The 26789-nt window shown below is 41.5% G+C and carries 29 protein-coding genes, 1 pseudogene and 1 other annotated feature; of the genes and pseudogenes, 28 read left to right on the top strand and 2 right to left on the bottom strand.

Annotation, left to right across the window (positions count from 1 at the left end):
• Window positions 1-66 precede the first annotated feature (66 nt).
• Window positions 67-138: pseudogene (locus FBF73_RS10095) on the bottom strand (AraC family transcriptional regulator); the annotation flags it as partial.
• Here FBF73_RS10095 and FBF73_RS03545 point away from each other — a divergent pair.
• From FBF73_RS03545 to FBF73_RS03470, 16 genes are all read left to right on the top strand, one after another.
• The gene (locus FBF73_RS03545) at window positions 131-1039 is read left to right on the top strand and encodes a LysR family transcriptional regulator (protein WP_112443591.1); all 909 of its coding nucleotides are present in this window, start codon (window positions 131-133) and stop codon (window positions 1037-1039) included. The pseudogene FBF73_RS10095 and the gene FBF73_RS03545 overlap by 8 nt on opposite strands.
• The gene (gene lspA / locus FBF73_RS03540; RefSeq protein ID WP_136936985.1) at window positions 1036-1497 is read left to right on the top strand and encodes a signal peptidase II; all 462 of its coding nucleotides are present in this window, start codon (window positions 1036-1038) and stop codon (window positions 1495-1497) included. The genes FBF73_RS03545 and lspA overlap by 4 nt, the downstream gene beginning before the upstream one ends.
• Complete coding sequence (locus FBF73_RS03535; protein ID WP_136936984.1) at window positions 1487-2377, top strand: RluA family pseudouridine synthase; 891 nt, start codon at window positions 1487-1489, stop codon at window positions 2375-2377. Before lspA ends, FBF73_RS03535 begins: the two co-directional genes overlap by 11 nt.
• Window positions 2378-2487: 110 nt before the next feature.
• On the top strand, window positions 2488-3597 hold the full coding sequence (gene proB, locus FBF73_RS03530; protein ID WP_240798239.1) for a glutamate 5-kinase: 1110 nt from the start codon (window positions 2488-2490) through the stop codon (window positions 3595-3597).
• Window positions 3598-3606: 9 nt separating this feature from the next.
• On the top strand, window positions 3607-4869 hold the full coding sequence (locus FBF73_RS03525; RefSeq protein WP_136936982.1) for a glutamate-5-semialdehyde dehydrogenase: 1263 nt from the start codon (window positions 3607-3609) through the stop codon (window positions 4867-4869).
• Between the two features lie 3 nt (window positions 4870-4872).
• A complete protein-coding gene (gene proC / locus FBF73_RS03520; protein ID WP_136936981.1) occupies window positions 4873-5670 on the top strand; it encodes a pyrroline-5-carboxylate reductase in 798 nt (265 codons plus the stop codon).
• A 113-nt stretch (window positions 5671-5783) separates the two neighbouring features.
• On the top strand, window positions 5784-6422 hold the full coding sequence (tmk, locus tag FBF73_RS03515) for a dTMP kinase (protein WP_136936980.1): 639 nt from the start codon (window positions 5784-5786) through the stop codon (window positions 6420-6422).
• Window positions 6419-7309, top strand: a complete 891-nt coding sequence (locus FBF73_RS03510; RefSeq protein ID WP_136936979.1) for a DNA polymerase III subunit delta' — start codon at window positions 6419-6421, stop codon at window positions 7307-7309. Before tmk ends, FBF73_RS03510 begins: the two co-directional genes overlap by 4 nt.
• A gap of 39 nt (window positions 7310-7348) precedes the next feature.
• The gene (gene yabA / locus FBF73_RS03505; protein WP_000358227.1) at window positions 7349-7666 is read left to right on the top strand and encodes a DNA replication initiation control protein YabA; all 318 of its coding nucleotides are present in this window, start codon (window positions 7349-7351) and stop codon (window positions 7664-7666) included.
• A 2-nt stretch (window positions 7667-7668) separates the two neighbouring features.
• A complete protein-coding gene (gene rsmI / locus FBF73_RS03500) occupies window positions 7669-8547 on the top strand; it encodes a 16S rRNA (cytidine(1402)-2'-O)-methyltransferase (protein ID WP_136936978.1) in 879 nt (292 codons plus the stop codon).
• A gap of 186 nt (window positions 8548-8733) precedes the next feature.
• Window positions 8734-10068: a methylenetetrahydrofolate--tRNA-(uracil(54)-C(5))-methyltransferase (FADH(2)-oxidizing) TrmFO gene (gene trmFO / locus FBF73_RS03495; RefSeq protein ID WP_136936977.1), complete on the top strand. Its 1335-nt coding sequence runs from the start codon at window positions 8734-8736 to the stop codon at window positions 10066-10068.
• 83 nt (window positions 10069-10151) lie between these two features.
• A complete protein-coding gene (pyrH, locus tag FBF73_RS03490; protein WP_000002996.1) occupies window positions 10152-10889 on the top strand; it encodes a UMP kinase in 738 nt (245 codons plus the stop codon).
• An 8-nt stretch (window positions 10890-10897) separates the two neighbouring features.
• On the top strand, window positions 10898-11455 hold the full coding sequence (gene frr / locus FBF73_RS03485; protein ID WP_001262225.1) for a ribosome recycling factor: 558 nt from the start codon (window positions 10898-10900) through the stop codon (window positions 11453-11455).
• Window positions 11456-11514: 59 nt separating this feature from the next.
• Window positions 11515-12369 carry an RNA-binding virulence regulatory protein CvfB gene (gene cvfB / locus FBF73_RS03480; RefSeq protein ID WP_136936976.1) on the top strand — a complete coding sequence of 285 codons (855 nt, stop codon included), beginning with the start codon at window positions 11515-11517 and terminating at the stop codon, window positions 12367-12369.
• 8 nt (window positions 12370-12377) lie between these two features.
• Window positions 12378-12593, top strand: a complete 216-nt coding sequence (locus FBF73_RS03475) for a YozE family protein (protein ID WP_136936975.1) — start codon at window positions 12378-12380, stop codon at window positions 12591-12593.
• An 84-nt stretch (window positions 12594-12677) separates the two neighbouring features.
• Entirely contained in the window at window positions 12678-13673 is a 996-nt protein-coding gene (locus FBF73_RS03470; protein WP_136936974.1) for a PhoH family protein, read from the top strand.
• A gap of 56 nt (window positions 13674-13729) precedes the next feature.
• Here the strand turns inward: FBF73_RS03470 and ald are convergent, their stop codons facing one another.
• Entirely contained in the window at window positions 13730-14842 is a 1113-nt protein-coding gene (gene ald / locus FBF73_RS03465) for an alanine dehydrogenase (RefSeq protein WP_136936973.1), read from the bottom strand.
• A gap of 171 nt (window positions 14843-15013) precedes the next feature.
• Between ald and FBF73_RS03460 the strand changes: the two genes are divergently transcribed.
• The 12 genes from FBF73_RS03460 (at window position 15014) to FBF73_RS03405 (ending at window position 26643) form a co-directional block, all read left to right on the top strand.
• On the top strand, window positions 15014-15583 hold the full coding sequence (locus tag FBF73_RS03460; protein WP_136936972.1) for a GNAT family N-acetyltransferase: 570 nt from the start codon (window positions 15014-15016) through the stop codon (window positions 15581-15583).
• 66 nt (window positions 15584-15649) lie between these two features.
• Window positions 15650-16300 carry a helix-hairpin-helix domain-containing protein gene (locus FBF73_RS03455; protein WP_136936971.1) on the top strand — a complete coding sequence of 217 codons (651 nt, stop codon included), beginning with the start codon at window positions 15650-15652 and terminating at the stop codon, window positions 16298-16300.
• Complete coding sequence (locus tag FBF73_RS03450; RefSeq protein WP_136936970.1) at window positions 16284-18524, top strand: DNA internalization-related competence protein ComEC/Rec2; 2241 nt, start codon at window positions 16284-16286, stop codon at window positions 18522-18524. Before FBF73_RS03455 ends, FBF73_RS03450 begins: the two co-directional genes overlap by 17 nt.
• Window positions 18525-18920: 396 nt before the next feature.
• A complete protein-coding gene (locus tag FBF73_RS03445) occupies window positions 18921-19514 on the top strand; it encodes an ABC transporter ATP-binding protein (protein ID WP_136936969.1) in 594 nt (197 codons plus the stop codon).
• Window positions 19511-20695 (top strand): ABC transporter permease, encoded by a 1185-nt coding sequence (locus tag FBF73_RS03440; RefSeq protein WP_136936968.1) that lies wholly within the window; start codon window positions 19511-19513, stop codon window positions 20693-20695. The genes FBF73_RS03445 and FBF73_RS03440 overlap by 4 nt, the downstream gene beginning before the upstream one ends.
• A 160-nt stretch (window positions 20696-20855) precedes the next feature.
• Window positions 20856-20987: a sequence feature (ribosomal protein L20 leader region), on the top strand.
• 15 nt (window positions 20988-21002) lie between these two features.
• Window positions 21003-21533 carry a translation initiation factor IF-3 gene (infC, locus tag FBF73_RS03435; protein ID WP_000848180.1) on the top strand — a complete coding sequence of 177 codons (531 nt, stop codon included), beginning with the start codon at window positions 21003-21005 and terminating at the stop codon, window positions 21531-21533.
• Window positions 21534-21565: 32 nt separating this feature from the next.
• Window positions 21566-21766 (top strand): 50S ribosomal protein L35, encoded by a 201-nt coding sequence (gene rpmI / locus FBF73_RS03430; protein WP_001125943.1) that lies wholly within the window; start codon window positions 21566-21568, stop codon window positions 21764-21766.
• Window positions 21767-21817: 51 nt separating this feature from the next.
• Window positions 21818-22177 carry a 50S ribosomal protein L20 gene (rplT, locus tag FBF73_RS03425; RefSeq protein WP_000124834.1) on the top strand — a complete coding sequence of 120 codons (360 nt, stop codon included), beginning with the start codon at window positions 21818-21820 and terminating at the stop codon, window positions 22175-22177.
• A 58-nt stretch (window positions 22178-22235) separates the two neighbouring features.
• Window positions 22236-22616: a VOC family protein gene (locus FBF73_RS03420; protein ID WP_136936967.1), complete on the top strand. Its 381-nt coding sequence runs from the start codon at window positions 22236-22238 to the stop codon at window positions 22614-22616.
• A gap of 248 nt (window positions 22617-22864) precedes the next feature.
• A complete protein-coding gene (locus tag FBF73_RS03415; protein ID WP_136936966.1) occupies window positions 22865-23665 on the top strand; it encodes a dihydroorotate dehydrogenase electron transfer subunit in 801 nt (266 codons plus the stop codon).
• The gene (locus FBF73_RS03410; RefSeq protein ID WP_169435168.1) at window positions 23628-24614 is read left to right on the top strand and encodes a dihydroorotate dehydrogenase; all 987 of its coding nucleotides are present in this window, start codon (window positions 23628-23630) and stop codon (window positions 24612-24614) included. Before FBF73_RS03415 ends, FBF73_RS03410 begins: the two co-directional genes overlap by 38 nt.
• Before the next feature lie 127 nt (window positions 24615-24741).
• On the top strand, window positions 24742-26643 hold the full coding sequence (locus FBF73_RS03405) for a glucosaminidase domain-containing protein (RefSeq protein ID WP_136936964.1): 1902 nt from the start codon (window positions 24742-24744) through the stop codon (window positions 26641-26643).
• Window positions 26644-26789: the final 146 nt, after the last annotated feature.

Here is a 26789-nt window from a genome sequence, read left to right as displayed (position 1 = left end):
TTTTTTGTTTTTGTACCCATGATTTTTTCGTTCTTAGTGTAGATGAATTTTATGAGTGACATTATTTTTCTTCGATGGAAAACTTCTAAAATATGGTATAATGAAAAGATAAAGAAGTTGGGGGTAGAAGATGAACATTCAACAATTACGCTATGTTGTGGCTATTGCCAATAGCGGTACTTTTCGTGAAGCTGCTGAAAAGATGTATGTTAGTCAGCCGAGTCTGTCCATTTCTGTTCGTGATTTGGAAAAAGAGTTGGGCTTTAAGATTTTCCGTCGGACCAGCTCAGGGACTTTCTTGACTCGTCGTGGTATGGAATTCTATGAAAAAGCGCAAGAATTGGTTAAAGGATTTGATATTTTTCAAAATCAGTATGCCAATCCTGAGGAAGAAAAGGATGAATTTTCCATTGCTAGTCAGCACTATGACTTCTTACCACCAACCATTACGGCTTTCTCAGAGCGCTATCCTGACTATAAAAACTTTCGTATTTTTGAATCAACTACTGTTCAAATCTTAGACGAAGTAGCCCAAGGGCATAGTGAGATTGGGATTATCTACCTCAACAATCAAAATAAAAAGGGGATCATGCAACGGGTTGAAAAGCTAGGTCTGGAGGTCATTGAATTGATTCCCTTCTATACTCATATTTATCTCCGTGAGGGGCATCCTTTGGCTCAGAAAGAGGAATTGGTCATGGAGGATTTAGCGGACTTACCGACAGTTCGTTTTACCCAAGAGAAAGACGAGTACCTTTATTATTCAGAGAACTTTGTCGATACCAGTGCTAGCTCACAGATGTTTAATGTAACAGACCGTGCTACTTTGAATGGTATTTTGGAGCGGACGGATGCTTATGCAACAGGTTCTGGATTTTTAGATAGTGACAGTGTTAATGGTATCACAGTTATTCGTCTCAAGGATAATTTGGATAATCGTATGGTATATGTTAAACGTGAGGAAGTGGAGCTCAGTCAAGCTGGGACTCTCTTTGTAGAAGTCATGCAAGAATATTTTAATCAAAAGAGGAAATCATGAAAAAAAGAGGAATAGTGGCAGTCATTGTACTGCTTTTGATTGCGCTGGATCAGTTGGTCAAATCCTATATCGTACAGCAGATTCCACTGGGTGAAGTGCGCTCTTGGATTCCCAATTTCGTTAGCTTGACCTACCTGCAAAATAGAGGGGCTGCCTTTTCAATGCTACAAGACCAGCAGTGGTTATTTGCTATCATTACGCTGGTCGTTATGGTAGGTGCCATTTGGTATCTACATAAACACATGGAGGACTCATTCTGGATGGTCTTGGGCTTGACTTTGATAATCGCAGGTGGTCTTGGAAACTTTATTGACAGGATCAGTCAGGGCTTTGTTGTGGATATGTTCCACCTTGACTTTATCAATTTTGCAATTTTCAATGTGGCAGATAGCTATCTGACTGTTGGAGTGATTATTTTATTGATTGCAATGTTAAAAGAGGAAATAAATGGAAATTAAAATTGAAACTGGTGGTCTGCGTTTAGATAAGGCTTTGTCGGATTTGACAGAATTATCACGCAGTCTCGCGAATGAACAAATCAAATCAGGCCAGGTCTTGGTCAATGGCCAAGTCAAGAAAGCTAAATACACAGTTCAAGAGGGTGATATCGTGACTTACCATGTACCAGAGCCAGAGGTCTTAGAGTATGTGGCTGAAAATCTTCCGCTAGAAATCATCTACCAAGATGAGTATGTGGCTGTCGTTAACAAGCCTCAGGGGATGGTTGTGCATCCGAGTGCTGGTCATACCAGTGGAACCCTGGTAAATGCTCTCATGTATCATATTAAGGACTTGTCGGGTATCAATGGAGTTCTGCGTCCAGGAATTGTTCACCGAATTGATAAGGATACGTCAGGTCTTCTCATGATTGCTAAAAACGATGAGGCGCATCTAGCACTTGCCCAAGAACTTAAGGATAAAAAGTCTCTCCGCAAATATTGGGCCATTGTTCATGGAAATCTGCCTAATGATCGCGGTGTGATTGAAGCACCGATTGGTCGAAGTGAAAAAGACCGCAAGAAACAGGCTGTGACTGCTAAAGGGAAGCCTGCAGTGACTCGTTTCCACGTCTTGGAACGCTTTGGTGATTATAGCTTAGTGGAGTTGCAGCTAGAGACAGGACGCACCCATCAAATCCGTGTTCATATGGCTTATATCGGCCATCCAGTCGCTGGTGATGAAGTCTATGGTTCACGTAAGACTCTGAAAGGACATGGACAATTTCTTCATGCCAAGACTCTAGGCTTTACTCATCCGAGAACAGGTGAGACCTTGGAATTTACAGCAGATATCCCAGAGATTTTTAAGGAAACTTTGGAGAGATTAAGAAAGAATTAGATTTGATAAAAGGTTGAGATAGCTTGTCTCGACCTTTTTTCCTATCAACTCTTTTCTATTTTCTGTCATTCATGTTATAATGGATAAATATGAAGAATCGGAGTGAGACTATGAAATACAAACGGATTATCTTTAAGGTGGGGACTTCTTCTCTGACGAATGAGGATGGAAGTTTATCACGTAGTAAGGTAAAGGCTATTACCCAACAGTTGGCTATGTTGCATGAGGCTGGTCATGAATTGATTTTGGTATCGTCAGGTGCCATTGCGGCTGGTTTTGGAGCTTTAGGATTTAAAAAGCGTCCGACTAAGATTGCTGATAAACAGGCTTCAGCGGCGGTAGGGCAAGGGCTTTTGTTGGAAGAATACACCACTAATCTTCTCTTGCGCCAAATCGTTTCTGCACAAATCTTGCTGACCCAGGACGACTTTGTGGATAAGCGCCGTTATAAAAATGCCCATCAGGCCTTGTCGGTTCTACTTAGCCGTGGTGCGATTCCTATCATCAATGAGAATGACAGTGTCGTTATTGATGAGCTCAAGGTTGGGGACAATGATACTCTAAGTGCTCAGGTAGCAGCCATGGTCCAAGCAGACCTTTTGGTCCTCTTGACAGACGTAGACGGTCTTTATACTGGAAATCCTAATTCAGACCCAACAGCCAAACGCTTGGAGCGAATTGAGACCATCAATCGTGAGATTATTGATATGGCTGGTGGAGCAGGTTCTTCAAACGGAACTGGGGGCATGTTAACCAAAATCAAAGCAGCAACTATTGCGACAGAATCAGGAGTACCTGTTTATATTTGTTCATCCTTGAAAGCTGATGCTATGATAGAGGCAGCAGAGAAGACCAAGGATGGTTCTTACTTTGTTGCACAGGAGAAAGGACTCCGTACCCAGAAACAATGGCTAGCTTTTTATGCCAAAAGTCAGGGTTCTATTTGGGTTGATAAAGGGGCTGCAGAAGCTCTCTCTCAACATGGAAAGAGTCTTCTCTTATCTGGTATTGTTGAAGCAGAAGGAGCCTTTTCTTACGGTGATATCGTGACAGTATTTGACAAGGAAAGTGGAAAATCACTTGGAAAAGGACGCGTGCAATTTGGAGCATCTGCTTTGGAGGATATGTTGCGTTCTCAAAAAGCCAAGGGTGTCTTGATTCACCGTGATGACTGGATTTCCATTACTCCTGAAATCCAACTACTCTTTACAGAATTTTAGAGGTAAACTATGGTAAGTACACAAGAACAATTTGAACAGGTACAGTCTGTTAAAAAATCGATTAACACAGCTAGTGAAGAAGTGAAAAACCAAGCCTTGCTAGCCATGGCTGATTACTTATTAGCAGCTACTGAGGAAATTTTAGCAGCCAATGCCATTGATATGGAAGCTGCTAAGGGTAAAATCTCAGATGTGATGCTGGATCGTCTTTATTTGGATGCAGGACGTATAGAAGCAATGGCAACTGGGATTCGTGAAGTGGTTTCTTTACCAGATCCAATCGGTGAAGTTTTAGAAACAAATCAGCTTGAAAATGGTTTGGTTATCACAAAGAAACGGGTGGCTATGGGTGTTATCGGTATTATCTATGAAAGTCGTCCAAATGTGACGTCTGACGCAGCTGCTCTAGCTCTCAAGAGTGGGAATGCGGTTGTTCTTCGTAGTGGTAAGGATGCCTATCAAACAGCCCATGCCATTGTCACAACCTTGAAGAAGGGCTTGGAGACGACGACCATTCATCCAGATGTGATTCAACTAGTGGAAGATACCAGCCGTGAAAGTAGCTATGCCATGATGAAGGCCAAGGGCTATCTAGACCTTCTCATTCCTCGTGGGGGAGCTGGTTTGATCAATGCAGTGGTTGAAAATGCGATCGTACCTGTTATCGAGACAGGGACTGGGATTGTCCATGTCTATGTGGATAAGGATGCAGATGAAGACAAGGCTCTGTCTATCATCAACAATGCTAAAACCAGTCGTCCTTCTGTCTGCAATGCCATGGAAGTTTTACTTGTTCATGAAGACAAGGCAGCAAGCTTCCTTCCTCGCTTGGAGCAAGTGTTGGTTGCAGATCGAAAAGAAGCTGGGTTGGAACCAATTCAATTCCGCCTAGATAGCAAAGCAAGTCAGTTTGTTTCAGGCCAAGCAGCTGAAGCACAAGACTTTGATACCGAGTTTTTAGACTATGTCCTAGCTGTTAAGGTCGTGAGCAGTTTAGAAGAAGCGGTTGCCCATGTTGAGGCTCACAGTACCCATCATTCGGATGCCATTGTGACGGAAAATGCTGAGGCTGCAGCTTACTTTACAGATCAAGTGGACTCTGCAGCAGTCTATGTCAATACTTCAACTCGTTTCACAGATGGTGGCCAATTTGGTCTGGGTTGTGAAATGGGGATTTCAACTCAGAAACTGCACGCACGTGGTCCAATGGGCTTGAAAGAGTTGACCAGCTACAAGTATGTGGTTACTGGTGACGGACAGATAAGGGAGTAAGAGATGAAGACTGGATTTATCGGTTTGGGGAATATGGGTGCTAGCTTGGCCAAGGCTGTCTTGCAGGTCAAGACAGGTGATGATCTTCTCCTTGCCAATCGTAGTCAAGCCAAGGTGGATGCTTTCATTGCAGACTTCGGTGGTCAGGCTTCTAGCAATGAAGAAATATTTGCAGAAGCAGATGTGATTTTTCTAGGAGTTAAGCCTGCTCAGTTTTCTGAACTGCTTTCTCAATACCAGACCATCCTTGAAAAAAGAGAAAGTCTTCTTTTGATTTCGATGGCAGCTGGATTGACATTAGAAAAACTGGCTAGTCTTATCCCAAGTCAACACCGAATTATTCGTATGATGCCAAATACCCCTGCTTCTATCGGGCAAGGAGTGATTAGTTATGCCTTGTCTCCTAATTGCAGGGCTGAGGACAGTGAGCTCTTTTGTCAGCTTTTAGCCAAGGCTGGTCTTTTGGTTGAACTTGGGGAAGGCTTAATCGATGCAGCGACAGGTCTTGCAGGTTGTGGACCAGCCTTTGTCTATCTCTTTATTGAGGCCTTGGCAGATGCAGGTGTTCAGACGGGATTGCCACGGGAAATAGCACTGAAAATGGCAGCCCAAACTGTGGTAGGAGCTGGGCAATTGGTCCTAGAAAGCCAAGAACATCCTGGGGTCTTAAAAGATCAAGTTTGTAGCCCAGGCGGTTCGACTATCGCTGGTGTAGCAAGCCTAGAAGCGCATGCTTTTCGAGGAACGGTCATGGATGCAGTTCATCAAGCTTACAAACGAACACAAGAACTAGGTAAATAAGAGGTGGCTTTGTCTGCCTCTTTTATGGTGGTTGAAATGAGAAGACAAAAAGATTGTCACAAACCCCTATTTTTTTGATAGAATAGAAGTAGTAAAAAAGAAATGAGTTAGACATGTCAAAAGGATTTTTAGTCTCTCTTGAGGGACCAGAGGGAGCAGGAAAGACCAGTGTTTTAGAAGCTCTGTTACCAATTTTAGAGGAAAAAGGGGTAGAGGTGCTGACGACTCGTGAACCAGGCGGAGTCTTGATTGGGGAGAAGATTCGTCAAGTGATTTTGGACCCAAGTCATACTCAGATGGATGCGAAGACAGAACTTCTTCTCTATATTGCCAGTCGCAGACAGCACTTGGTGGAAAAAGTTCTTCCAGCCCTTGAAGCTGGCAAGTTGGTCATTATGGATCGTTTCATCGATAGTTCAGTTGCCTATCAGGGATTTGGTCGTAGCTTAGATATTGAAGCAATTAACTGGCTCAATCAGTTTGCGACAGATGGTCTTAAACCTGATTTGACACTCTATTTTGACATCGAGGTGGAAGAAGGGCTGGCTCGCATTGCTGCTAATAGTAATCGTGAGATCAATCGTTTGGACTTGGAAGGGTTGGACTTGCACAAAAAAGTCCGTAAAGGCTATCTTTATCTTCTGGACAAAGAAGGAAATCGCATCGTCAAGATTGATGCGAGTTTTCCTTTGGAGCAGGTTGTGGAAACTACCAAGGCTATCTTGTTTGATAGAATGGGATTAGCTAAATGAAACAAGATCAACTAAAGGCCTGGCAGCCAGAACAGTTTGACCGCTTTGTCCGTATCTTGGAGCAAGACCAGCTCAATCATGCTTACCTCTTTTCAGGTTTCTTTGGAAGCTTGGAAATGGCGCAGTTTTTGGCTAAGAGCCTCTTTTGTACGGATAAAATTGGCGTTCTACCATGTGAGAAATGTCGAAATTGCAAGCTGATTGAACAGGAAGAATTTCCCGATGTTACTTTAATCAAGCCAGTCAATCAGGTCATCAAGACAGAACGGATTCGAGAATTAGTGGGGCAGTTTTCTCAAGCAGGGATTGAAAACCAACAACAGGTCTTTATTATCGAGCAAGCTGAGAAAATGCATCCTAATGCAACCAATTCTCTGCTCAAGGTCATCGAAGAACCCCAGAGTGAGGTTTATATTTTCTTCTTGACCAGCGATGAGGAAAAGATCTTACCAACAATCCGAAGTCGGACGCAAATTTTTCACTTTAAAAAACAAGAAGAGAAGCTCATCTTGCTCTTAGAACAAATGGGACTGGTTAAGAAAAAAGCGACTCTCCTAGCTCAGTTTAGTCAATCGCGAGCTGAAGCAGAAAAATTAGCTAATCAGGCAAGTTTTTGGACCTTGGTTGATGAAAGTGAACGCCTGCTGACTTGGTTAGTGGCTAAGAAAAAAGAAAGTTATTTGCAAGTTGCCAAACTAGCTAGCTTGGCAGATGACAAGGAAAAACAAGATCAGGTTTTACGGATTCTTGAAGTTCTCTGTGGACAAGATATCCTACAAGCAAGAGTAAGAGTGATTTTACAAGATTTGCTAGAAGCTAGAAAAATGTGGCAAGCTAATGTCAGCTTTCAAAATGCCATGGAATATCTGGTCTTGAAAGAAATATAAACTCAAAAATGAACGATAATGAAAGGAAAGGGCTGTTTTATGGACAAAAAAGAATTATTTGACGCGCTGGATGATTTTTCCCAACAGTTATTGGTAACCTTGGCCGATGTGGAAGCCATCAAGAAAAATCTCAAGAGCCTGGTAGAGGAAAATACAGCTCTTCGTTTGGAAAATAGTAAATTGCGCGAACGCTTGGGTGAGGTGGAAGCAGACGCTCCTGTCAAGGCTAAGCATGTTCGTGAAAGTGTCCGTCGAATTTATAAAGATGGATTTCACGTATGTAATGATTTTTATGGACAACGTCGAGAGCAGGACGAGGAATGTATGTTCTGTGACGAGTTGTTATACAGGGAGTAGGCATGCAGATTCAAAAAAGTTTTAAGGGGCAGTCTCCCTATGGCAAGCTGTACCTAGTGGCAACGCCGATTGGCAATCTAGATGATATGACCTTTCGAGCTATCCAGACCTTGAAAGAAGTGGACTGGATTGCTGCTGAGGACACGCGCAATACAGGTCTATTGCTCAAGCATTTTGACATTTCTACCAAGCAAATCAGTTTTCATGAGCACAATGCCAAGGAAAAGATTCCTGATTTGATTGGTTTCCTGAAAGCAGGGCAAAGTATTGCTCAGGTATCCGACGCGGGTCTGCCTAGCATCTCAGACCCTGGTCATGATTTGGTTAAGGCAGCAATTGAGGAAGAAATTGCGGTTGTGACTGTTCCAGGTGCCTCTGCAGGAATTTCTGCTTTGATTGCTAGTGGTTTAGCGCCACAGCCACATATCTTTTACGGCTTTTTACCGAGAAAATCAGGTCAGCAGAAGCAATTTTTTGACTCGAAAAAAGACTATCCTGAAACTCAGATTTTCTATGAATCCCCTCATCGTGTAGCAGATACGTTGGAAAATATGCTAGAAGTCTATGGTGACCGCTCGGTGGTCTTGGTTAGAGAATTGACCAAAATCTATGAAGAATACCAAAGAGGTACCATTTCAGAGTTATTAGAAAGCATAGTTGAAACGCCACTTAAGGGAGAATGCCTTCTCATCGTTGAAGGTGCCAGTCAGGATATGGAGGAAAAAGACGAGGAGGACTTGTTCTTAGAAATCCAAGCCCGCATCCAGCAAGGCATGAAGAAAAACCAAGCTATTAAGGAAGTCGCTAAGATTTACCAGTGGAATAAGAGTCAACTCTACGCTGCCTATCACGACTGGGAAGAAAATCAAGAAAATGACTAAACAGGGAAGTTTGCCTTCTTCCCTTTTTTTGTTATACTAGTAGAAGAAAAAATTAGAAAGATTTGTGGGAGTGAAAAAGTCCTGTGGACTTTTTCAGCCTGAGCCAAGAAATTCGAAAACTCTTAAGTTTGATTGGCTTTTTCAATGTGAACCTTGTCTTCACACTCCCAAAGAGGTATTAGTGTCGTGTCTCAATCTTATATCAATGTTATCGGTGCTGGTTTGGCAGGTTCTGAAGCAGCCTACCAAATTGCAGAACGTGGTATTCCAGTTAAACTTTATGAAATGCGTGGTGTCAAGTCAACACCTCAACACAAAACAGACAATTTTGCAGAGTTAGTTTGTTCCAATTCTCTTCGTGGAGATGCTCTGACAAATGCAGTTGGTCTTCTCAAGGAAGAAATGCGTCGCTTGGGTTCTGTTATTTTGGAATCTGCTGAAGCTACACGTGTTCCTGCAGGTGGTGCCCTTGCGGTGGACCGTGATGGATTCTCCCATATGGTGACTGAGAAAGTTGCCAACCACCCTTTGATTGAAGTGGTTCGTGATGAAATTACAGAATTGCCGACAGATGTTATTACAGTTGTGGCGACTGGTCCTTTGACCAGCGATACCCTAGCTGAAAAGATTCATGCTCTCAATGACGGCGATGGTTTCTATTTCTACGATGCAGCAGCGCCTATTATCGATGTCAACACTATCGATATGAGCAAGGTCTATCTCAAGTCTCGTTATGATAAGGGAGAAGCAGCCTATCTCAACGCGCCTATGACCAAGCAAGAGTTTATGGATTTCCATGAAGCCTTGGTCAATGCGGAAGAAGCACCGCTTAATTCTTTTGAGAAAGAAAAGTACTTTGAAGGTTGTATGCCAATCGAAGTCATGGCAAAACGAGGCATTAAAACCATGCTTTATGGTCCTATGAAACCAGTCGGTCTTGAGTATCCAGACGACTACACAGGACCTCGTGATGGAGAATTCAAAACACCTTATGCGGTGGTTCAGCTGCGTCAGGATAATGCGGCTGGTAGCCTATACAATATCGTCGGTTTCCAGACCCACCTCAAATGGGGAGAACAAAAGCGTGTCTTCCAAATGATTCCAGGTCTTGAAAATGCGGAGTTTGTTCGTTATGGTGTTATGCACCGCAATTCTTATATGGATTCACCAAATCTTCTTGAACAGACTTACCGTTCTAAGAAACAACCAAATCTCTTCTTTGCTGGTCAAATGACGGGTGTGGAAGGCTATGTAGAGTCAGCAGCGTCAGGATTAGTTGCGGGAATTAACGCGGCTCGTCTTTTCAAGGGAGAAAGTGAAGCTATTTTCCCAGAGACGACAGCGATTGGAAGCTTAGCTCATTACATCACTCATGCAGATAGCAAACATTTCCAACCAATGAATGTCAATTTCGGTATTATCAAGGAGTTGGAAGGCGAGCGTATCCGTGATAAGAAGGCTCGTTATGAAAAAATTGCAGAGCGTGCTCTTTCTGACTTAGAGGAATTTTTAACGGTCTAATTTTTTTGAAAGAATTGCTCATGATACTATAAAAATCTTAGAAATTGTGATAAAATAGGTAGGATAAAAAAAGGAGAGTGAAAATGGCGAATCCCAAGTATAAACGTATTTTAATTAAGTTATCAGGTGAAGCCCTTGCCGGTGAACGTGGCGTAGGGATTGATATCCAAACAGTTCAAACAATCGCAAAAGAGATTCAAGAAGTTCATAGCTTAGGTATCGAAATTGCCCTTGTTATTGGTGGAGGAAATCTCTGGCGTGGTGAACCTGCAGCAGAAGCAGGTATGGACCGCGTTCAGGCAGATTACACAGGAATGCTTGGGACTGTTATGAATGCTCTTGTGATGGCAGATTCATTGCAACAAGTTGGGGTTGATACACGTGTGCAAACAGCTATTGCTATGCAACAAGTGGCAGAACCTTATGTCCGTGGACGTGCCCTTCGTCACCTTGAAAAAGGCCGTATCGTTATCTTTGGTGCTGGAATTGGTTCACCTTACTTCTCAACAGATACAACAGCGGCCCTTCGTGCGGCTGAAATCGAAGCGGATGCCATCCTTATGGCTAAAAATGGTGTCGACGGTGTTTACAATGCCGATCCTAAGAAGGACAAGACAGCTGTTAAATTTGAAGAATTGACCCACCGAGATGTTATCAATAAAGGTCTTCGTATCATGGACTCAACAGCTTCAACCCTCTCAATGGATAACGACATTGACTTGGTTGTCTTCAACATGAACCAACCAGGCAACATCAAACGTGTCGTATTTGGTGAAAATATCGGAACAACAGTTTCAAATAATATCGAAGAAAAGGAATAAGAAAGATTATGGCTAACGCAATTATTGAAAAAGCTAAAGAGAGAATGACCCAGTCTCACCAATCACTTGCTCGTGAATTTGGTGGTATCCGTGCAGGTCGTGCCAATGCGAGCTTGCTGGACCGTGTACATGTAGAATACTATGGAGTAGAGACTCCTCTTAACCAAATCGCTTCAATTACGATTCCAGAAGCGCGTGTTTTGTTGGTAACACCATTTGATAAGTCTTCATTGAAAGACATCGAACGTGCCTTGAACGCTTCTGATCTTGGTATCACACCAGCTAACGATGGTTCTGTGATTCGTTTGGTTATCCCAGCTCTTACAGAAGAAACTCGTCGTGACCTTGCTAAAGAAGTGAAGAAGGTCGGCGAAAATGCTAAAGTGGCTGTCCGCAATATCCGTCGCGACGCTATGGATGAAGCTAAGAAACAAGAGAAAGCAAAAGAAATCACTGAAGACGAATTGAAGACTCTTGAAAAAGACATTCAAAAAGTAACAGACGATGCTGTCAAACACATCGACGACATGACTGCCAACAAAGAGAAAGAACTTTTGGAAGTCTAAAAATAAACAGAAAAACTCAGTTGGCATTGCTGGCTGAGTTTTATTCGAAAGAAGGAAATATGAATACAAATCTTGCAAGTTTTATCGTTGGACTGATCATCGATGAAAACGACCGTTTTTACTTTGTGCAAAAGGATGGTCAAACCTATGCTATTGCCAAGGAAGAAGGTCAACATACAGTTGGGGATACGGTTAAAGGTTTTGCCTACACGGATATGAAGCAAAAACTCCGCTTGACCACTCTAGAAGTGACTGCAACTCAGGACCAATTTGGTTGGGGAACTGTAACGGAAGTTCGTAAAGACTTGGGTGTCTTTGTGGATACAGGCCTTCCTGACAAGGAAATCGTTGTGTCACTCGATATTCTCCCTGAGCTCAAGGAACTCTGGCCTAAGAAGGGCGACCAACTCTACATCCGTCTTGAGGTGGACAAGAAAGACCGTATCTGGGGACTCTTGGCCTATCAAGAAGACTTTCAACATCTGGCTCGACCTGCCTACAACAACATGCAGAACCAAAATTGGCCAGCCATTGTATACCGTCTCAAGCTGTCAGGAACTTTTGTTTACCTGCCAGAAAATAACATGCTTGGCTTTATCCATCCTAGCGAGCGTTACGCAGAGCCACGTTTGGGGCAAGTATTAGATGCGCGCGTTATTGGTTTCCGTGAAGTGGACCGTACCTTGAACCTTTCCCTTAAACCACGTTCTTTTGAGATGTTGGAAAATGATGCTCAGATGATTTTGACTTATTTGGAAAGCAATGGCGGTTTCATGACCTTGAATGATAAGTCATCCCCTGAGGCTATCAAGGCAACCTTTGGCATTTCTAAAGGTCAGTTCAAGAAAGCACTCGGTGGCTTGATGAAGGCTGGTAAAATCAAGCAAGACCAGTTTGGGACAGAGTTGATTTAGGGATACATATGAGAAAATCATTTTACACTTGGCTCATGACCGAGCGCAATCCTAAAAGTGACAGTCCCAAGGCTATCTTGGCAGACCTCGCTTTTGAAGAGCCAACCTTCCCAAAACACACAGATGATTTTGATGAGGTGAGTCGCTTTCTGGAAGAACATGCCAGTTTCTCTTTTAACCTAGGAGACTTTGACGTTATCTGGCAAGAATACTTAGAACACTAGCATGATTCATTGGGTTTGGGCTAGTAATTTCTCCACCCCTTTGCTATAATAAAAAGAAATAAAAGGATTAGAGAGGTTCTTTATTTGAAGGAACATTCAATAGACATTCAACTGAGTCATCCAGATGACCTGTTTCATCTTTTTGGTTCCAATGAACGCCATCTCCGTTTGATGGAAGAAGAGCTTGATGTTGTGATTCATGCTCGTACGGAGATTGTCCAGGTTTTGGGAGAAGAGTCTGCTTGTGAGGAAGCCCGTCAGGTTATCCAGGCTTTGATGGTCTTGGTAAATCGTGGGATGACCGTTGGTACGCCAGATGTGGTAACTGCAATTAGCATGGTCAAAAACGATGAAATTGATAAATTTGTCGCCCTTTACGAAGAAGAAATTATCAAGGACAATACAGGGAAGCCTATTCGTGTCAAAACTCTAGGTCAAAAGCTTTATGTGGATAGTGTCAAACAGCACGATGTGACCTTTGGAATTGGGCCAGCAGGTACAGGGAAGACCTTTCTTGCAGTGACCTTGGCGGTGACAGCTCTTAAACGTGGGCAGGTCAAGCGAATTATCCTGACACGCCCAGCGGTGGAAGCAGGAGAGAGTCTAGGTTTTCTTCCGGGTGATCTTAAAGAGAAGGTAGATCCTTACCTTAGACCTGTTTATGATGCCTTGTATCAGATTCTTGGCAAAGACCAAACGACTCGTCTCATGGAGCGTGAAATTATCGAGATTGCGCCCCTTGCCTATATGCGTGGACGAACCTTGGATGATGCCTTTGTCATTCTCGATGAGGCGCAAAATACGACCATCATGCAGATGAAGATGTTCTTGACTCGTTTAGGTTTTAATTCTAAGATGATTGTCAATGGAGATATCAGTCAGATTGATCTTCCGCGTAACGTCAAGTCCGGTTTGATTGATGCTCAAGAAAAACTCAAGAACATCCATCAGATTGACTTTGTTCATTTTTCAGCTAAGGATGTGGTTCGCCATCCTGTTGTCGCTCAGATTATCCGAGCTTATGAACCAGCTCCAATTAAAAATGAAGAGCGTGAAGAAAGCCAAGAAGAAACAGAATAGCAAAAAAGAGCAGTTCAGGTGGAATTGCTCTTTCTTTTATCTGATAATTATATTTTTTAGACTAGTTCATCAATTGGAGTATGTTTTTTATCGAGACCTTGGGCTACTGGAAGACTGGTTAAGTAACCTTGATAAGTGGTCACACCTTGACGCAAGCCCTCATCTTCAGAGATTGCTTGTATAAAACCTTTACCAGCCAAAGCTTCGATATAAGGAAGAGTGACATTGGTTAGGGCGATGGTTGAAGTACGGGCAACTGCACCAGGGATGTTGGCAACGGCATAGTGGAGAACGCCGTATTTTTCATAGACAGGTTCATCGTGCGTTGTCACACGGTCAGCTGTCTCGATAACGCCCCCTTGGTCAACGGCAACGTCCACAATGACAGAGCCTGGACGCATTTGCTTGACCATCTCATCTGTCACCAATTTTGGTGCTTTGGAACCTGGGATGAGAACCGCTCCGATCACCACATCCGCATCTCTCACACTGGCTTCGATGTTGAGCGAATTGGACATAAGGGTTTGAATTTGATGACCAAAGACCTCCTCTAAAACGGAGAGACGTTTAGCACTGATATCAAGGATGGTCACTTGCGCTCCCAATCCTAAAGCGATGCGGGCGGCATGGGTCCCTACGACACCGCCACCGATGATGGTTACTTTCCCTTTAGGTACACCCGGTACACCACCCAGTAGAACGCCAGAACCTCCTGCTTGCTTAGTTAGGAAATGAGCACCGATTTGGACTGCCATACGGCCTGCAACCTCACTCATAGGTACGAGGAGTGGTAACTGACCTTGGGAATCACGAACAGTTTCATAGGCAATCCCTGTTGTTTTTGCTGCTAGCATAGCATCTGCTAATTCAGGAGCAGCGGCCATGTGTAAGTAGGTAAAGAGAAGCAGGTCGTCACGTAAGTACCCATATTCAGAAGCTAATGGTTCTTTTACTTTCACGACTAACTCTGCAGCCCAAGATTCACTAGCAGTAGCGACAATCTCAGCTCCTTGCTTTTGATAGTCAGCATCAGTAAAGCCAGAACCGAGACCAGCATTTGTTTCGATAAGGACGCGATGACCACGACCGACTAAGCTGTGGACACCAGCAGGTGTGACGGCGACACGGTTTTCATTATTCTTAATTTCTTTTGGAATTCCGATTAACATAGAGAAAAACTCCCTTTCTATTGACGGGCTGTAAATGATTTATCACAATTATCTATAAAATAAGGTGATGATTTTATTCTATATGAAACCGCTTTAAAAAGCAAGAAAAATTTGTTATCACTTCTTTTTTATGCTAGACTGGTAGAAAATATTTTTAAATGGAGGAGAAGTATGGAATCAATCTTTTTAAAACTAGCTCAGTATCCAATAGTGGAAACAGAGCGTTTATTGCTTAGACCTGTAACCTTGGATGATGCGGAAGAAATGTTTGAGTATGCCTCGGACAGAGAAAATACTCGTTACACTTTTCTAACCAATCAAAGCTTGGAAGAAACCAAGGATAACATTGCTCAGTTCTACTTGGCCAATCCCTTGGGACGCTGGGGAATAGAACTAAAAAGCAATGGCAAATTTATCGGAACCATTGATTTGCACAAGATTGTTCCTGCTCTTAAGAAGGCGGCCATTGGCTACATTATCAATAAAAAGTATTGGAATCAAGGATTAACGACAGAAGCCAATCGTGCCGTGATTGCGCTGGCTTTTGAGAAGATTGGAATGAACAAGTTGACCGCCCTTCACGATAAGGACAATCCTGCATCTGGAAAGGTCATGGAGAAATCAGGCATGCGTTTTTCACATGCAGAACCATATGCTTGTATGGACCAGCATGAAGAAGGCCGAATCGTTACAAGAGTTCATTATGTTTTGACCAAGGAAGACTATTTTGCAAATAAATAAGTAGTTGAGAAGAAATTTTCAACTGTTTTTTCTTCCTCTTACGAATAATCTAAGAGAGGAGAAAATATGGAAGCAATTATCGAGAAAATTAAAGAGTATAAAATCATTGTCATCTGTACTGGTCTGGGCTTGCTTGTAGGCGGATTTTTCCTGCTAAAGCCAGCTCCACAAACACCTGTCAAGGAAACGAATTTGCAGGCTGAAATTGCAGCTGTTTCCAAGGATTCATCGGCCGAAAAGGAAGTGACCAAGGAAGAAAAGGAAGAACTGGTTGAACAAGATCTAATCACAGTAGATGTGAAGGGTGCTGTCAAATCGCCAGGGATTTATGATTTGCCTGTAGGTAGTCGGGTCAATGATGCTGTTCAGAAGGCTGGTGGCTTGACAGAGCAAGCAGACAGCAAGTCGCTCAATCTAGCTCAGAAAGTTAGTGATGAGGCTCTGGTTTACGTTCCAACTAAGGGAGAAGAATCAGCTAGTCAACAGGCAGGTTCTGGAGCGCCTTCTTCAACAAGCAAAGAAAAGAAGGTCAATCTCAACAAAGCCAGTCTGGAAGAACTCAAGCAGGTCAAGGGACTGGGAGGAAAACGAGCTCAGGACATTATCGACCATCGTGAGTCAAATGGGAAATTCAAGTCGGTCGATGAACTCAAGAAAGTCTCTGGCATTGGTGCCAAGACAATAGAAAAGCTAAAAGATTATGTTACAGTGGATTAAGAATTTCCCCATTCCCCTAATTTACCTGAGTTTTCTGTTACTTTGGCTTTACTACGCCATTTTCTCAGCATCCTATCTTGCTTTGTTGGGGTTCGTTTTTTTGCTAGTTTGTCTCTTTATTCAATTTCCTTGGAAATCTGCTAGAAAAGTTTTAGTGATTTGCGGAATCTTTGGTTTCTGGTTTCTGTTTCAAAATTGGCAACAGAGTCGAGCGAGTCAAAACCTAGCGGATTCTGTTGAAAGGGTACGGATTTTTCCTGATACTATTAAGGTTAATGGTGATAGCTTATCCTTTCGTGGCAAGTCTGATGGAGGCATTTTTCAAGTCTATTATAAACTCCAATCCGAGGAGGAGAAAGAAGCCTTTCAAGCCTTAACAGACCTTCATGAGATAGAATTAGAAGGAAAATTTTCGGAGCCGGAGGGGCAGAGGAATTTTGGTGGCTTTGACTACCAAGCCTATCTGAAGACTCAGGGAATTTACCAGACTCTCAATATCAAAAAAATCCAGTCACTTCAAAAGGTTGGCAGTTGGGATATAGGAGAAAATCTGTCGAGTTTACGCCGAAAGGCTGTGGTTTGGATTAAGATGCACTTTCCAGACCCTATGCGCAATTACATGACAGGGCTCTTGCTAGGACATCTGGACACAGATTTTGAGGAGATGAATGAACTTTACTCCAGTCTAGGAATTATCCACCTCTTTGCCTTGTCGGGGATGCAGGTAGGTTTTTTTATGGATGGATTTAAGAAACTTCTCTTGCGATCAGGCTTGACTAAAGAAAAGTTGAAATGGCTGACCTATCCCTTTTCCCTTATCTATGCAGGTCTGACAGGATTTTCAGCTTCGGTCATTCGCAGTCTCTTGCAAAAGTTACTGGCTCAACATGGTGTTAAGGGCTTGGATAATTTTGCCTTGACGGTTCTTGTCCTCTTTATCATCATGCCCAACTTTTTCTTGACAGCAGGAGGTGTCTTATCCTGCGCCTACGCTTTTATCTTGACTATGACCAGTAAAGAAGGGGAGGGACTCAAGGCTGTTGCCAGAGAAAGTCTAGTCATCTCCTTGGGAATATTGCCCATTCTATCCTTCTATTTTGCAGAATTTCAACCTTGGTCCATCCTTTTGACCTTTGTCTTTTCTTTTCTATTTGACTTGGTCTTCTTACCGCTCTTGTCTATCTTATTTGCCCTTTCCTTTCTCTATCCAGTCATTCAGCTGAATTTTATCTTTGAATGGTTGGAGGGCATTATTCGCTTGGTATCGCAGGTGGCAAGTAGACCTCTGGTCTTTGGACAACCCAATGCATGGCTTTTAATCTTATTGTTAATTTCCTTAGCTTTAGCCTATGATTGGAGAAAAAACATTAAAAGGCTAACAGTATTGAGCTTATTGATTACAGGTCTCTTTTTCCTGACCAAGTATCCACTGGAAAATGAAATCACCATGCTGGATGTTGGGCAAGGAGAAAGTATTTTCCTACGGGATATAACTGGTAAAACCATTCTCATAGATGTCGGTGGCAAGGCAGAATCTGATAAGAAAATAGAAAAATGGCAAGAAAAGGCGACGACCAGCAATGCCCAGCAAAGCTTGATTCCCTATCTCAAAAGTCGAGGAGTAGCCAAGATTGACCAGCTAATTTTGACCAATACAGATAAGGAGCATGTTGGAGATTTGTTGGAGGTGACCAAGGCTTTTCATGTAGGGGAGATTTTAGTATCAAAAGGCAGTCTGAAACAGAAGGAATTTGTGGCAGAACTACAGGCGACTCAAACAAAGGTGCGTAGTGTGACAATGGGAGAGAATTTGCTAATTTTTGGAAGTCAATTAGAAGTCCTATCTCCAAGGAAAATTGGAGATGGAGATCATGAAGATTCCCTGGTTTTGTATGGAAAACTCTTGGATAAAAACTTTCTTTTCACAGGAAATTTGGAGGAGAAAGGAGAGAAGGACATGCTGAAGCACTATCCAGACTTGAAGGTGGATGTCTTGAAAGCTAGCCAACATGGCTCTAAAAAATCATCAAGTTCAACCTTTCTAGAAAAACTCAAACCAGAGATGATTCTCATCTCAGTTGGAAAGAACAATCGAATGAAACTCCCTCATCAGGAAACGTTGATACGACTGGAAACTATCAATAGCAAAGTTTACCGAACTGACCAGCAAGGAGCTATACGCTTTAAAGGGTGGAATAGTTGGAAAATCGAAAGTGTTCGATAGGAAGGACAAATATTATATATTAGTAAAATAAACTAAAAATCCGTTGCATAATAATGATAAAAACGATATAATGAAAGCGTCTTCAATGTCGATGATATAAAACCATTAAAAATTAGTAAAAACCGTTTAATTAGTTAGTTTATGATCTATTGGTCTTTTTCAGTCCAGTGTATCAGCTGTGACAGTTACTAAAAGTTATCGGTATGATTGGAATACTGTTTGGAAGTATAGTATGAATTACCACGAACATAAATATGTAAATATTTCAAGATGGTCTGCTTATTGCTCTATAATGACTATAAAGTTGGTCCGATTGGCATTATGTTCGCTATGAGGTCATTAACTACTAGACAGGAAACTATCAATCGTTAAAGAGTGAAAAAAGGAGGGCTGTATATGTTAAATCTTACTCATGTTACCTTAAAAACGCGACAAGTCATCTTGCAAGATGTTGATTTCACATTTGAAAAGGGCAGAATTTATGGCGTTCTTGCTATCAATGGCTCGGGAAAGACGACACTGTTCCGAGCTATGAGCAAGCTGCTTCCCCTTAGTAGTGGACATATCGCAGCCCCTCCTTCTTTGTTTTATTATGAGAGCGTTGAATGGCTGGATGGAAACTTAAGTGGGATGGACTACCTTCGTCTCATAAAAAATATCTGGAAGTCAGACCTAAACTTGGGGGACGTAATCGCCTATTGGGAAATGTCTGACTATATCAACCTTCCCATCCGCAAGTATTCCTTAGGCATGAAGCAACGCTTGGTGATTGCTATGTATTTTCTCAGTCAGGCGAAATGCTGGCTCATGGATGAGATAACAAATGGCTTAGATGAGTATTATCGACAGAAGTTTTTTGATAGGCTGGCACAAATCGATAGAAAAGAACAGCTGGTTCTTTTGAGTTCCCACTACAAAGAGGAGTTAATGGAGATTTGCGATAGCATGGTAACCATTCATCAGGGGCAGATAGAAGAGGTTTCGTTATGAAAGATATTAGCCTATTTTTGTTAAAGAAAGTTTTCAAAAGTCGTTTAAACTGGATTATCTTACTTTTATTTGCATCTGTACTCGGTGTTACCTTTTATTTAAATAGTCAGACTGCAAACTCACACAGCTTGGAGAGCGAGTTGGAAACCCGTCTTGTAAAAGATGAGAGAATCATCAATGAAAATGAAGTGAAGCTTTCCCAAATGTCTGACACCAGCTCGGAGGAATACCAGAGTGTTAAAAGTAATTTAGAATTGCAAAAAAATCTTTTAACGCAAAAGAAAGAAATTCTGACTTTGTTAAAAGAAGGACGATGGAAAGAAGCCTATTATTTGCAGTGGCAAGATGAAGAGAAGAATTATGAAGTTATGTCAAATGCCCCAACTGCTAGCTCTGACTTAAAAATGGCAATTGACCGCCAACGAAAGATTTACCAAGCCCTGTATCCCTTGAACATAAAAGCACATACTTTGGAGTTTCCGACCCACGGGATTGATCAGATTGTCTGGATTTTAGAGGCTATCATCCCAACCTTGTTTGTGATTGGTATTATTTTTATGCTAACACAACTGTTCGCAGAAAGATATCAAAATCATCTGGACACAGCTCACTTATATCCTTTTTCAAAAGTGACATTTGCCATGTCCTCTCTTGGAGTTGGGGTGGGATATGTAACTGTGCTGTTTATCGGAATTTGTGGATTTTCTTTTCTAGTGGGAAGCCTGATAAGTGGTTTTGGACAGTTAGATTATCCCTACCCGTTCAATAGTTTAACGAATCAAGAGGTAACTATTGGGAAGATACAGGATGTGTTATTTCCTAGCTTGCTCTTAACTTTCTTAGCTTTTATCGTCATTGTGGAAGTCGTCTACTTGATTGCTTACTTTTTCAAGCAAAAAATGCCTATCCTCTTTCTTTCACTCATTGGGATTGTTGGCTTGTTGTTTGGTATCCAAACGATTCAGCCTCTTCAGAGTATTGCCCATCTGATTCCCTTTACTTACTTGCGTTCAGTGGAGATTTTGTCTGGAAGATTACCTAAGCAAATTGATAATGTCAATCTAAATTGGGACATGGGGCTAGTTTTACTTCCTTGCCTGATTATCCTTTTGTTAGTGGGGATTCTATTTATCGAAAGATGGAGAAGTTCACGGAAAAAGGAAGTTTTTAATAGGTTTTAGCTTTCCTATAGGGAAAATAAGTAAAAACTAACATAGAGAGGGAATCAACTTGATTCTCTCTTTTTGATTCAAAAATCAAGTCAAAATATAAACACAAACTTTTCAAAAAAATAACTTTTTATCTTGACAAGGGCTAGAAAACTTGGTATCATATAAAAGTTGAGAAAAGCAGAAGTGAGAGCTTCTCGCCTTGTGACATTAAGTTGCCTGGCCCTACGGATGAAAAGTTTCTAAGAAACGCTATCATAACGTGCGGGCTTGTATATTTACGAGTCCGCTATTGTTTTTCTCTAATAAAACAAAAGAGGTGAAAACCATAGCAAAGCAAGACTTATTCATCAATGATGAGATTCGTGTACGTGAAGTTCGCTTGATCGGTCTTGAGGGAGAACAGTTAGGTATCAAGCCACTCAGTGAAGCGCAAGCTTTGGCTGATAACGCTAATGTTGACCTAGTATTGATTCAACCCCAAGCCAAACCGCCTGTTGCAAAAATTATGGACTACGGTAAGTTCAAATTTGAGTACCAGAAGAAGCAAAAAGAACAACGTAAAAAACAAAGTGTTGTTACTGTGAAAGAAGTTCGTCTAAGTCCAACGATTGACAAGGGTGACTTTGATACAAAACTTCGCAATGCACGCAAATTCCTTGAAAAAGGAAATAAAGTTAAGGTATCTATTCGCTTTAAGGGTCGTATGATTACCCATAAAGAGATTGGTGCAAAAGTTTTAGCCGAGTTTGCTGAAGCAACTCAAGATATTGCAATCATCGAACAACGTGCTAAAATGGATGGACGTCAAATGTTCATGCAATTGGCGCCAGCGACTGACAAAAAATAATTGTCAGAAAGTTAAATAAAGGAGAAAAAATCATGCCAAAACAAAAAACACACCGCGCATCAGCTAAACGTTTCAAACGTACAGGTTCTGGTGGACTTAAACGTTTCCGTGCTTACACTTCTCACCGTTTCCACGGAAAAACTAAGAAACAACGTCGTCATCTTCGTAAAGCATCTATGGTGCATTCAGGAGATTACAAACGTATCAAAGCAATGCTTACTCGCTTGAAATAATAGCTTGACTGTAAGTAAACAATTCTAGGAAATATTTGGAGGAAATAAAACATGGCACGTGTTAAAGGTGGCGTTGTATCACGCAAACGTCGTAAACGTATTCTTAAATTAGCAAAAGGTTACTATGGAGCTAAACACATCTTGTTCCGTACTGCAAAAGAACAAGTAATGAACTCTTACTACTATGCATACCGTGACCGTCGTCAGAAAAAACGTGACTTCCGCAAATTGTGGATCACTCGTATCAACGCGGCAGCTCGTATGAACGGACTTTCATACTCACAATTGATGCATGGTTTGAAATTGGCTGAGATTGAAGTTAACCGTAAAATGCTTGCTGACTTGGCTGTTAACGATGCAGCAGCTTTCACAGCTCTTGCAGATGCAGCTAAAGCAAAACTTGGTAAATAATAACAGATAAGACTGGAACAGGATTGTCCCAGTCTTTTTAAAAATAAAGGAGAAAAATATGGCTTCAAAAATGCTACATACTTGCTTGCGAGTAGAAAATCTTGAAAAATCAATTGCATTTTATCAAGATGCTTTTGGATTTAAAGAATTGCGTCGCAGAGATTTTCCAGACCATGCCTTCACGATTGTCTATTTAGGACTTGAAGGTGACGATTATGAGTTGGAGTTGACTTATAACTACGATCACGGTCCTTATGTGGTTGGAGATGGGTTTGCCCATATCGCCCTCAGTACACCTGATCTTGAGGTGCTTCATCAAGAGCACAGTGCAAAAGGCTATGAAGTGACTGAGCCAAATGGTCTACCAGGAACTGCACCGAACTATTACTTTGTCAAAGACCCTGATGGATACAAGGTCGAAGTCATTCGTGAAAAATAATCACGTGAAGTCAAGTAGAATGTTCGTTTTCTACTTGACTTTTTTTAGCTGAAAGAGTATACTAATAAAAATTTAACCTTTAAGGGGAGTCCAGAGAGACTCACAAGGTGTCAGATAAAAGAATAGTACAATTTTCTAGAGGGGACTTTTTGAGTGTGCTCTCTTGTGTTGTACGATTTTAACTGAGGCCTTGCACTAGCAAGGTCTTTTCTTTGTCTGGTCCCCTTAAAATTTAAGGAGGAAAAGTCATGAATCCCACATGTAAGAAACGTTTGGGTGCAATTCGTTTGGAAACCATGAAGGTGGTAGCACAGGAGGAAATCGCACCAGCAATCTTTGAATTAGTCCTAGAAGGGGAAATGGTTGAAGCCATGCGAGCAGGCCAATTTCTTCATCTGCGTGTGCCTGATGATGCCCATCTTTTGCGCCGTCCTATTTCGATTTCATCTATCGATAAGGTTAAGAAGCAGTGTCATCTCATTTATCGGATTGAGGGAGCTGGTACAGCTATTTTCTCAACCTTAAGTCAGGGAGATACTCTTGATGTGATGGGTCCTCAGGGAAATGGTTTTGACTTGTCTGACCTTGATGAGCAGAGTCAGGTACTCCTTGTTGGTGGGGGGATTGGTGTTCCGCCCTTGCTTGAGGTAGCCAAGGAATTGCATGCGCGTGGAGTAAAAGTAGTGACTGTTCTTGGTTTTGCGACTAAGGATGCTGTTATTTTAGAGCCGGAATTGGCTCAATATGGGCAGGTATTTGTAACGACAGACGATGGTTCTTATGGCATTAAGGGAAATGTTTCCGTTGTTATCAATGACTTAGATAGTCAGTTTGATGCTGTTTATTCATGTGGGGCGCCTGGAATGATGAAGTATATCAATCAAACCTTTTATGACCACCCAAGGGCTTATCTATCTCTGGAATCTCGTATGGCTTGTGGGATGGGGGCTTGCTATGCCTGCGTCCTAAAAGTGCCAGAAAGCGAGACGGTCAGCCAACGTGTCTGTGAAGATGGTCCTGTTTTCCGCACAGGAACAGTTGTATTATAAGGAGAAAATTATGACTAGAAATCGTTTACAAGTTTCTCTACCAGGCTTGGATTTGAAAAATCCTATTATTCCAGCATCAGGCTGTTTTGGTTTTGGACAAGAGTATGCCAAGTACTATGATTTAGACCTTTTAGGCTCTATTATGATCAAGGCGACAACCCTTGAACCCCGTTTTGGCAATCCAACTCCAAGGGTGGCAGAAACACCTGCTGGTATGCTTAATGCAATTGGTTTGCAAAATCCTGGTTTGGAGGTTGTTTTGGCTGAAAAGTTACCTTGGCTAGAAAGAGAGTATCCAAATCTTCCTATTATCGCTAATGTAGCTGGTTTTTCAAAACAAGAGTATGCGGCTGTTTCTCATGGGATTTCCAAGGCAGCTAATGTGAAGGCTATTGAGCTCAATATTTCTTGCCCCAATGTTGACCACTGTAATCACGGACTTTTGATTGGTCAAGATCCAGATTTAGCTTATGATGTGGTGAAAGCAGCTGTGGAAGCCTCTGATGTACCAGTTTATGTCAAATTAACCCCTAGTGTGACGGATATCGTCACAGTCGCAAAAGCTGCAGAAGATGCGGGTGCAAGTGGCTTAACCATGATCAATACTCTGGTTGGAATGCGTTTTGACCTCAAAACCAGAAAACCAATCTTGGCCAATGGAACAGGTGGAATGTCTGGTCCAGCAGTTTTTCCAGTAGCCCTCAAACTCATCCGCCAAGTCGCCCAAACAACAGACTTGCCCATCATTGGAATGGGAGGAGTGAATTCGGCAGAAGCTGCCCTAGAAATGTATCTGGCTGGAGCCTCTGCTATCGGAGTTGGAACAGCTAATTTTACCAATCCATATGCCTGTCCTGATATCATAGAAAATTTACCAAAGGTTATGGATAAATATGGTATCAGCAGTCTAGAAAATCTACGCAAGGAAGTAAAAGCCAGCCTTAGATAAGCTAGGGTATCATCATCGTCAATAAGACACATAATTTTCATCATTTTGTAATATCTTCATATTTTAACTATGTTAAAATAAAGTTAATTACGAATGATGTAGATGAATATCTACTTAGGGGAGTAAAATGAAGAGAATACTACTTGTAAGTACAGCAGTTCTTGCATTGGCAATTGTGCCCACAGCATCAGTCTTTGCTGAAGATAGTAAAACAACAGACCAAAGTCAAACGACGAATAAGAGTCAATCTGTGGACAAAAATCAGTCTAAAGATAAAAATCAGACTCCAGTATCAGAAGAGAAAAAAGTTGTTGAACATACAAAGAATGAAACTGAAAAAACAGAAAAAAAGAAAGAGCCAGTTGTTGTAGAAGAAAATAATTCTAAAAAAGAGGCTATTTCAAACAAAGAAAAAGTTGCAGAAGTTCCTAAGACTGGTTGGCAGAAAGGGCATGGGAAATGGCTTTTTTATGAGAATAATCAACCAATCAAAAACTGGAAAAAGATTGCGGGTGTCTGGTATTTCTTTGATCAAAATGGAGTCATGGCCAGCAATACTATTGTTAATGACTATGCTTTTCATACTAGTGGAGCAATGGTAGAAAATTCCTGGTTAAAAATTGCTGATAAATGGTATTATGCTACAGATTCAGGAAAGATTGTTCGTAATAGATGGGAAAAAATTGGCAATGTTTGGTATTACTTCAAGCAAGATGGAGTCATGGCTAGCAATGCTCTAGTGAACGATTATCTTCTTAATAGTAGTGGGGCGATGGCTCAAAATGCTTGGGTGAAGATTACTGATAAATGGTATTATGCTACAGATTCAGGAAAAATCCTTCGTAATAAATGGGAAAAGATTAAGGACACATGGTACTATTTTAATAATGATGGTGTGATGGCCAGTAATCAGTGGAAAGATGCTTACTATCTAAAAAATAGTGGAGCAATGGCTGAAAAAGAATGGATTTTTGATAAATCTTATAATAGCTGGTTTTACCTGAAATCAGGTGGTGCTTATGCTTCACGTGAATGGATTGGTGCTTATTACCTAAAATCAGGTGGTTATATGGCCAAGAATGAATGGATTTTTGATCCTAACTATAATGCATGGTACTATCTAAAAGAAGATGGCAGCTATGTTACTGGTGGTTTTAACATCAAAAATAAAGAGTACTTCTTCCAAGATAACGGAAAGTGGATTCAAATCCCAAAATATTTTAAGGTTAAACCAATCACAGCCTATATTTATAGCGAATCAGGAGATATTTTGAGCTATGTCAATCAGGGAAGTATTGTGACCCATGATGGCTCTAAAAGCAAGGGTAGTCGTCTAGCTGTTTCAATATCAGGCTTGTCTGGTTATATGAATCAAAGCGATTTGACTTTAGTTGAGGAAGGAAGTGAGTTTATTCCTCACTATACTACTGACGGAAGATTCCTATATCATGAACTTTCTCCATACACTAGTATTCGGGTAGCTCCACATACTTCAGCTATGAAAATTGGTAAGAAGTATTATTCAAAGGATGGAGAACATTTCGATGGGTTTACTATCAAAAATCGTTTCCTTTTCAAAAATTTAACTGAACCAACCAACTATAGTGCGGATGAATTAAATAGAGTTTATTCGATGATGAATATCCGAAACAGCCGTCTTGCTGGTAAAGGAGCAATTTTTAAAGAAGCTGAAAAACGTTACGGTATCAATGCTCTCTATTTAATGGCTCACAGTGCGCTAGAAAGTGCTTGGGGACGTAGCCAAATTGCTAATGATAAAAATAACTTCTTCGGTATAGCTGCTTACGATACCAGTCCTTATGATTCAGCTAAGAAATTTGATGATGTAGATAAAGGAATTCTTGGTGCGGCCAAGTGGATTCGTGAGAACTATATTGACCGTGGAAGAAATCACCTTGGAAATAAAGCGACAGGAATGAATGTTCGCTATGCATCAGATCCGTACTGGGGTGAAAAAATAGCTAGTATTATGATGAATATTAACAGTCGACTTGGTGGAAAAGATTAAAAGATAAGCAACGATAACTGGCTCTTTGTCAACTGTAGTGGGTTGAAGAAAAGCTAAGCTCGAGAAAGGACAGATTTAGTCCTTTCTTTTTTGATATTCAGAGCAATAAAAATCCGTTTTTTGAAGTTTTCGAAGTTCCGAAAACC

The sequence above is a fragment of the Streptococcus mitis genome (assembly GCF_005144795.1).
GTDB lineage: Bacteria > Bacillota > Bacilli > Lactobacillales > Streptococcaceae > Streptococcus > Streptococcus mitis_BB.
The sequence above is the reverse complement of the archived record's forward strand: the minus strand, read 5'-3'. Positions and strand labels throughout refer to the sequence as shown.

Coding starts and splice junctions, on each gene's coding strand:
- FBF73_RS03545 (WP_112443591.1), top strand. CDS start 131: ATGAACATTCAACAATTACGCTATGTTGTGGCTATTGCCAATAGCGGT.
- lspA (WP_136936985.1), top strand. CDS start 1,036: ATGAAAAAAAGAGGAATAGTGGCAGTCATTGTACTGCTTTTGATTGCG.
- FBF73_RS03535 (WP_136936984.1), top strand. CDS start 1,487: ATGGAAATTAAAATTGAAACTGGTGGTCTGCGTTTAGATAAGGCTTTG.
- proB (WP_240798239.1), top strand. CDS start 2,488: ATGAAATACAAACGGATTATCTTTAAGGTGGGGACTTCTTCTCTGACG.
- FBF73_RS03525 (WP_136936982.1), top strand. CDS start 3,607: ATGGTAAGTACACAAGAACAATTTGAACAGGTACAGTCTGTTAAAAAA.
- proC (WP_136936981.1), top strand. CDS start 4,873: ATGAAGACTGGATTTATCGGTTTGGGGAATATGGGTGCTAGCTTGGCC.
- tmk (WP_136936980.1), top strand. CDS start 5,784: ATGTCAAAAGGATTTTTAGTCTCTCTTGAGGGACCAGAGGGAGCAGGA.
- FBF73_RS03510 (WP_136936979.1), top strand. CDS start 6,419: ATGAAACAAGATCAACTAAAGGCCTGGCAGCCAGAACAGTTTGACCGC.
- yabA (WP_000358227.1), top strand. CDS start 7,349: ATGGACAAAAAAGAATTATTTGACGCGCTGGATGATTTTTCCCAACAG.
- rsmI (WP_136936978.1), top strand. CDS start 7,669: ATGCAGATTCAAAAAAGTTTTAAGGGGCAGTCTCCCTATGGCAAGCTG.
- pyrH (WP_000002996.1), top strand. CDS start 10,152: ATGGCGAATCCCAAGTATAAACGTATTTTAATTAAGTTATCAGGTGAA.
- frr (WP_001262225.1), top strand. CDS start 10,898: ATGGCTAACGCAATTATTGAAAAAGCTAAAGAGAGAATGACCCAGTCT.
- cvfB (WP_136936976.1), top strand. CDS start 11,515: ATGAATACAAATCTTGCAAGTTTTATCGTTGGACTGATCATCGATGAA.
- FBF73_RS03475 (WP_136936975.1), top strand. CDS start 12,378: ATGAGAAAATCATTTTACACTTGGCTCATGACCGAGCGCAATCCTAAA.
- ald (WP_136936973.1), bottom strand. CDS start 14,842: ATGTTAATCGGAATTCCAAAAGAAATTAAGAATAATGAAAACCGTGTC.
- FBF73_RS03460 (WP_136936972.1), top strand. CDS start 15,014: ATGGAATCAATCTTTTTAAAACTAGCTCAGTATCCAATAGTGGAAACA.
- FBF73_RS03455 (WP_136936971.1), top strand. CDS start 15,650: ATGGAAGCAATTATCGAGAAAATTAAAGAGTATAAAATCATTGTCATC.
- FBF73_RS03450 (WP_136936970.1), top strand. CDS start 16,284: ATGTTACAGTGGATTAAGAATTTCCCCATTCCCCTAATTTACCTGAGT.
- FBF73_RS03445 (WP_136936969.1), top strand. CDS start 18,921: ATGTTAAATCTTACTCATGTTACCTTAAAAACGCGACAAGTCATCTTG.
- FBF73_RS03440 (WP_136936968.1), top strand. CDS start 19,511: ATGAAAGATATTAGCCTATTTTTGTTAAAGAAAGTTTTCAAAAGTCGT.
- rpmI (WP_001125943.1), top strand. CDS start 21,566: ATGCCAAAACAAAAAACACACCGCGCATCAGCTAAACGTTTCAAACGT.
- rplT (WP_000124834.1), top strand. CDS start 21,818: ATGGCACGTGTTAAAGGTGGCGTTGTATCACGCAAACGTCGTAAACGT.
- FBF73_RS03420 (WP_136936967.1), top strand. CDS start 22,236: ATGGCTTCAAAAATGCTACATACTTGCTTGCGAGTAGAAAATCTTGAA.
- FBF73_RS03415 (WP_136936966.1), top strand. CDS start 22,865: ATGAATCCCACATGTAAGAAACGTTTGGGTGCAATTCGTTTGGAAACC.
- FBF73_RS03410 (WP_169435168.1), top strand. CDS start 23,628: ATGGTCCTGTTTTCCGCACAGGAACAGTTGTATTATAAGGAGAAAATT.
- FBF73_RS03405 (WP_136936964.1), top strand. CDS start 24,742: ATGAAGAGAATACTACTTGTAAGTACAGCAGTTCTTGCATTGGCAATT.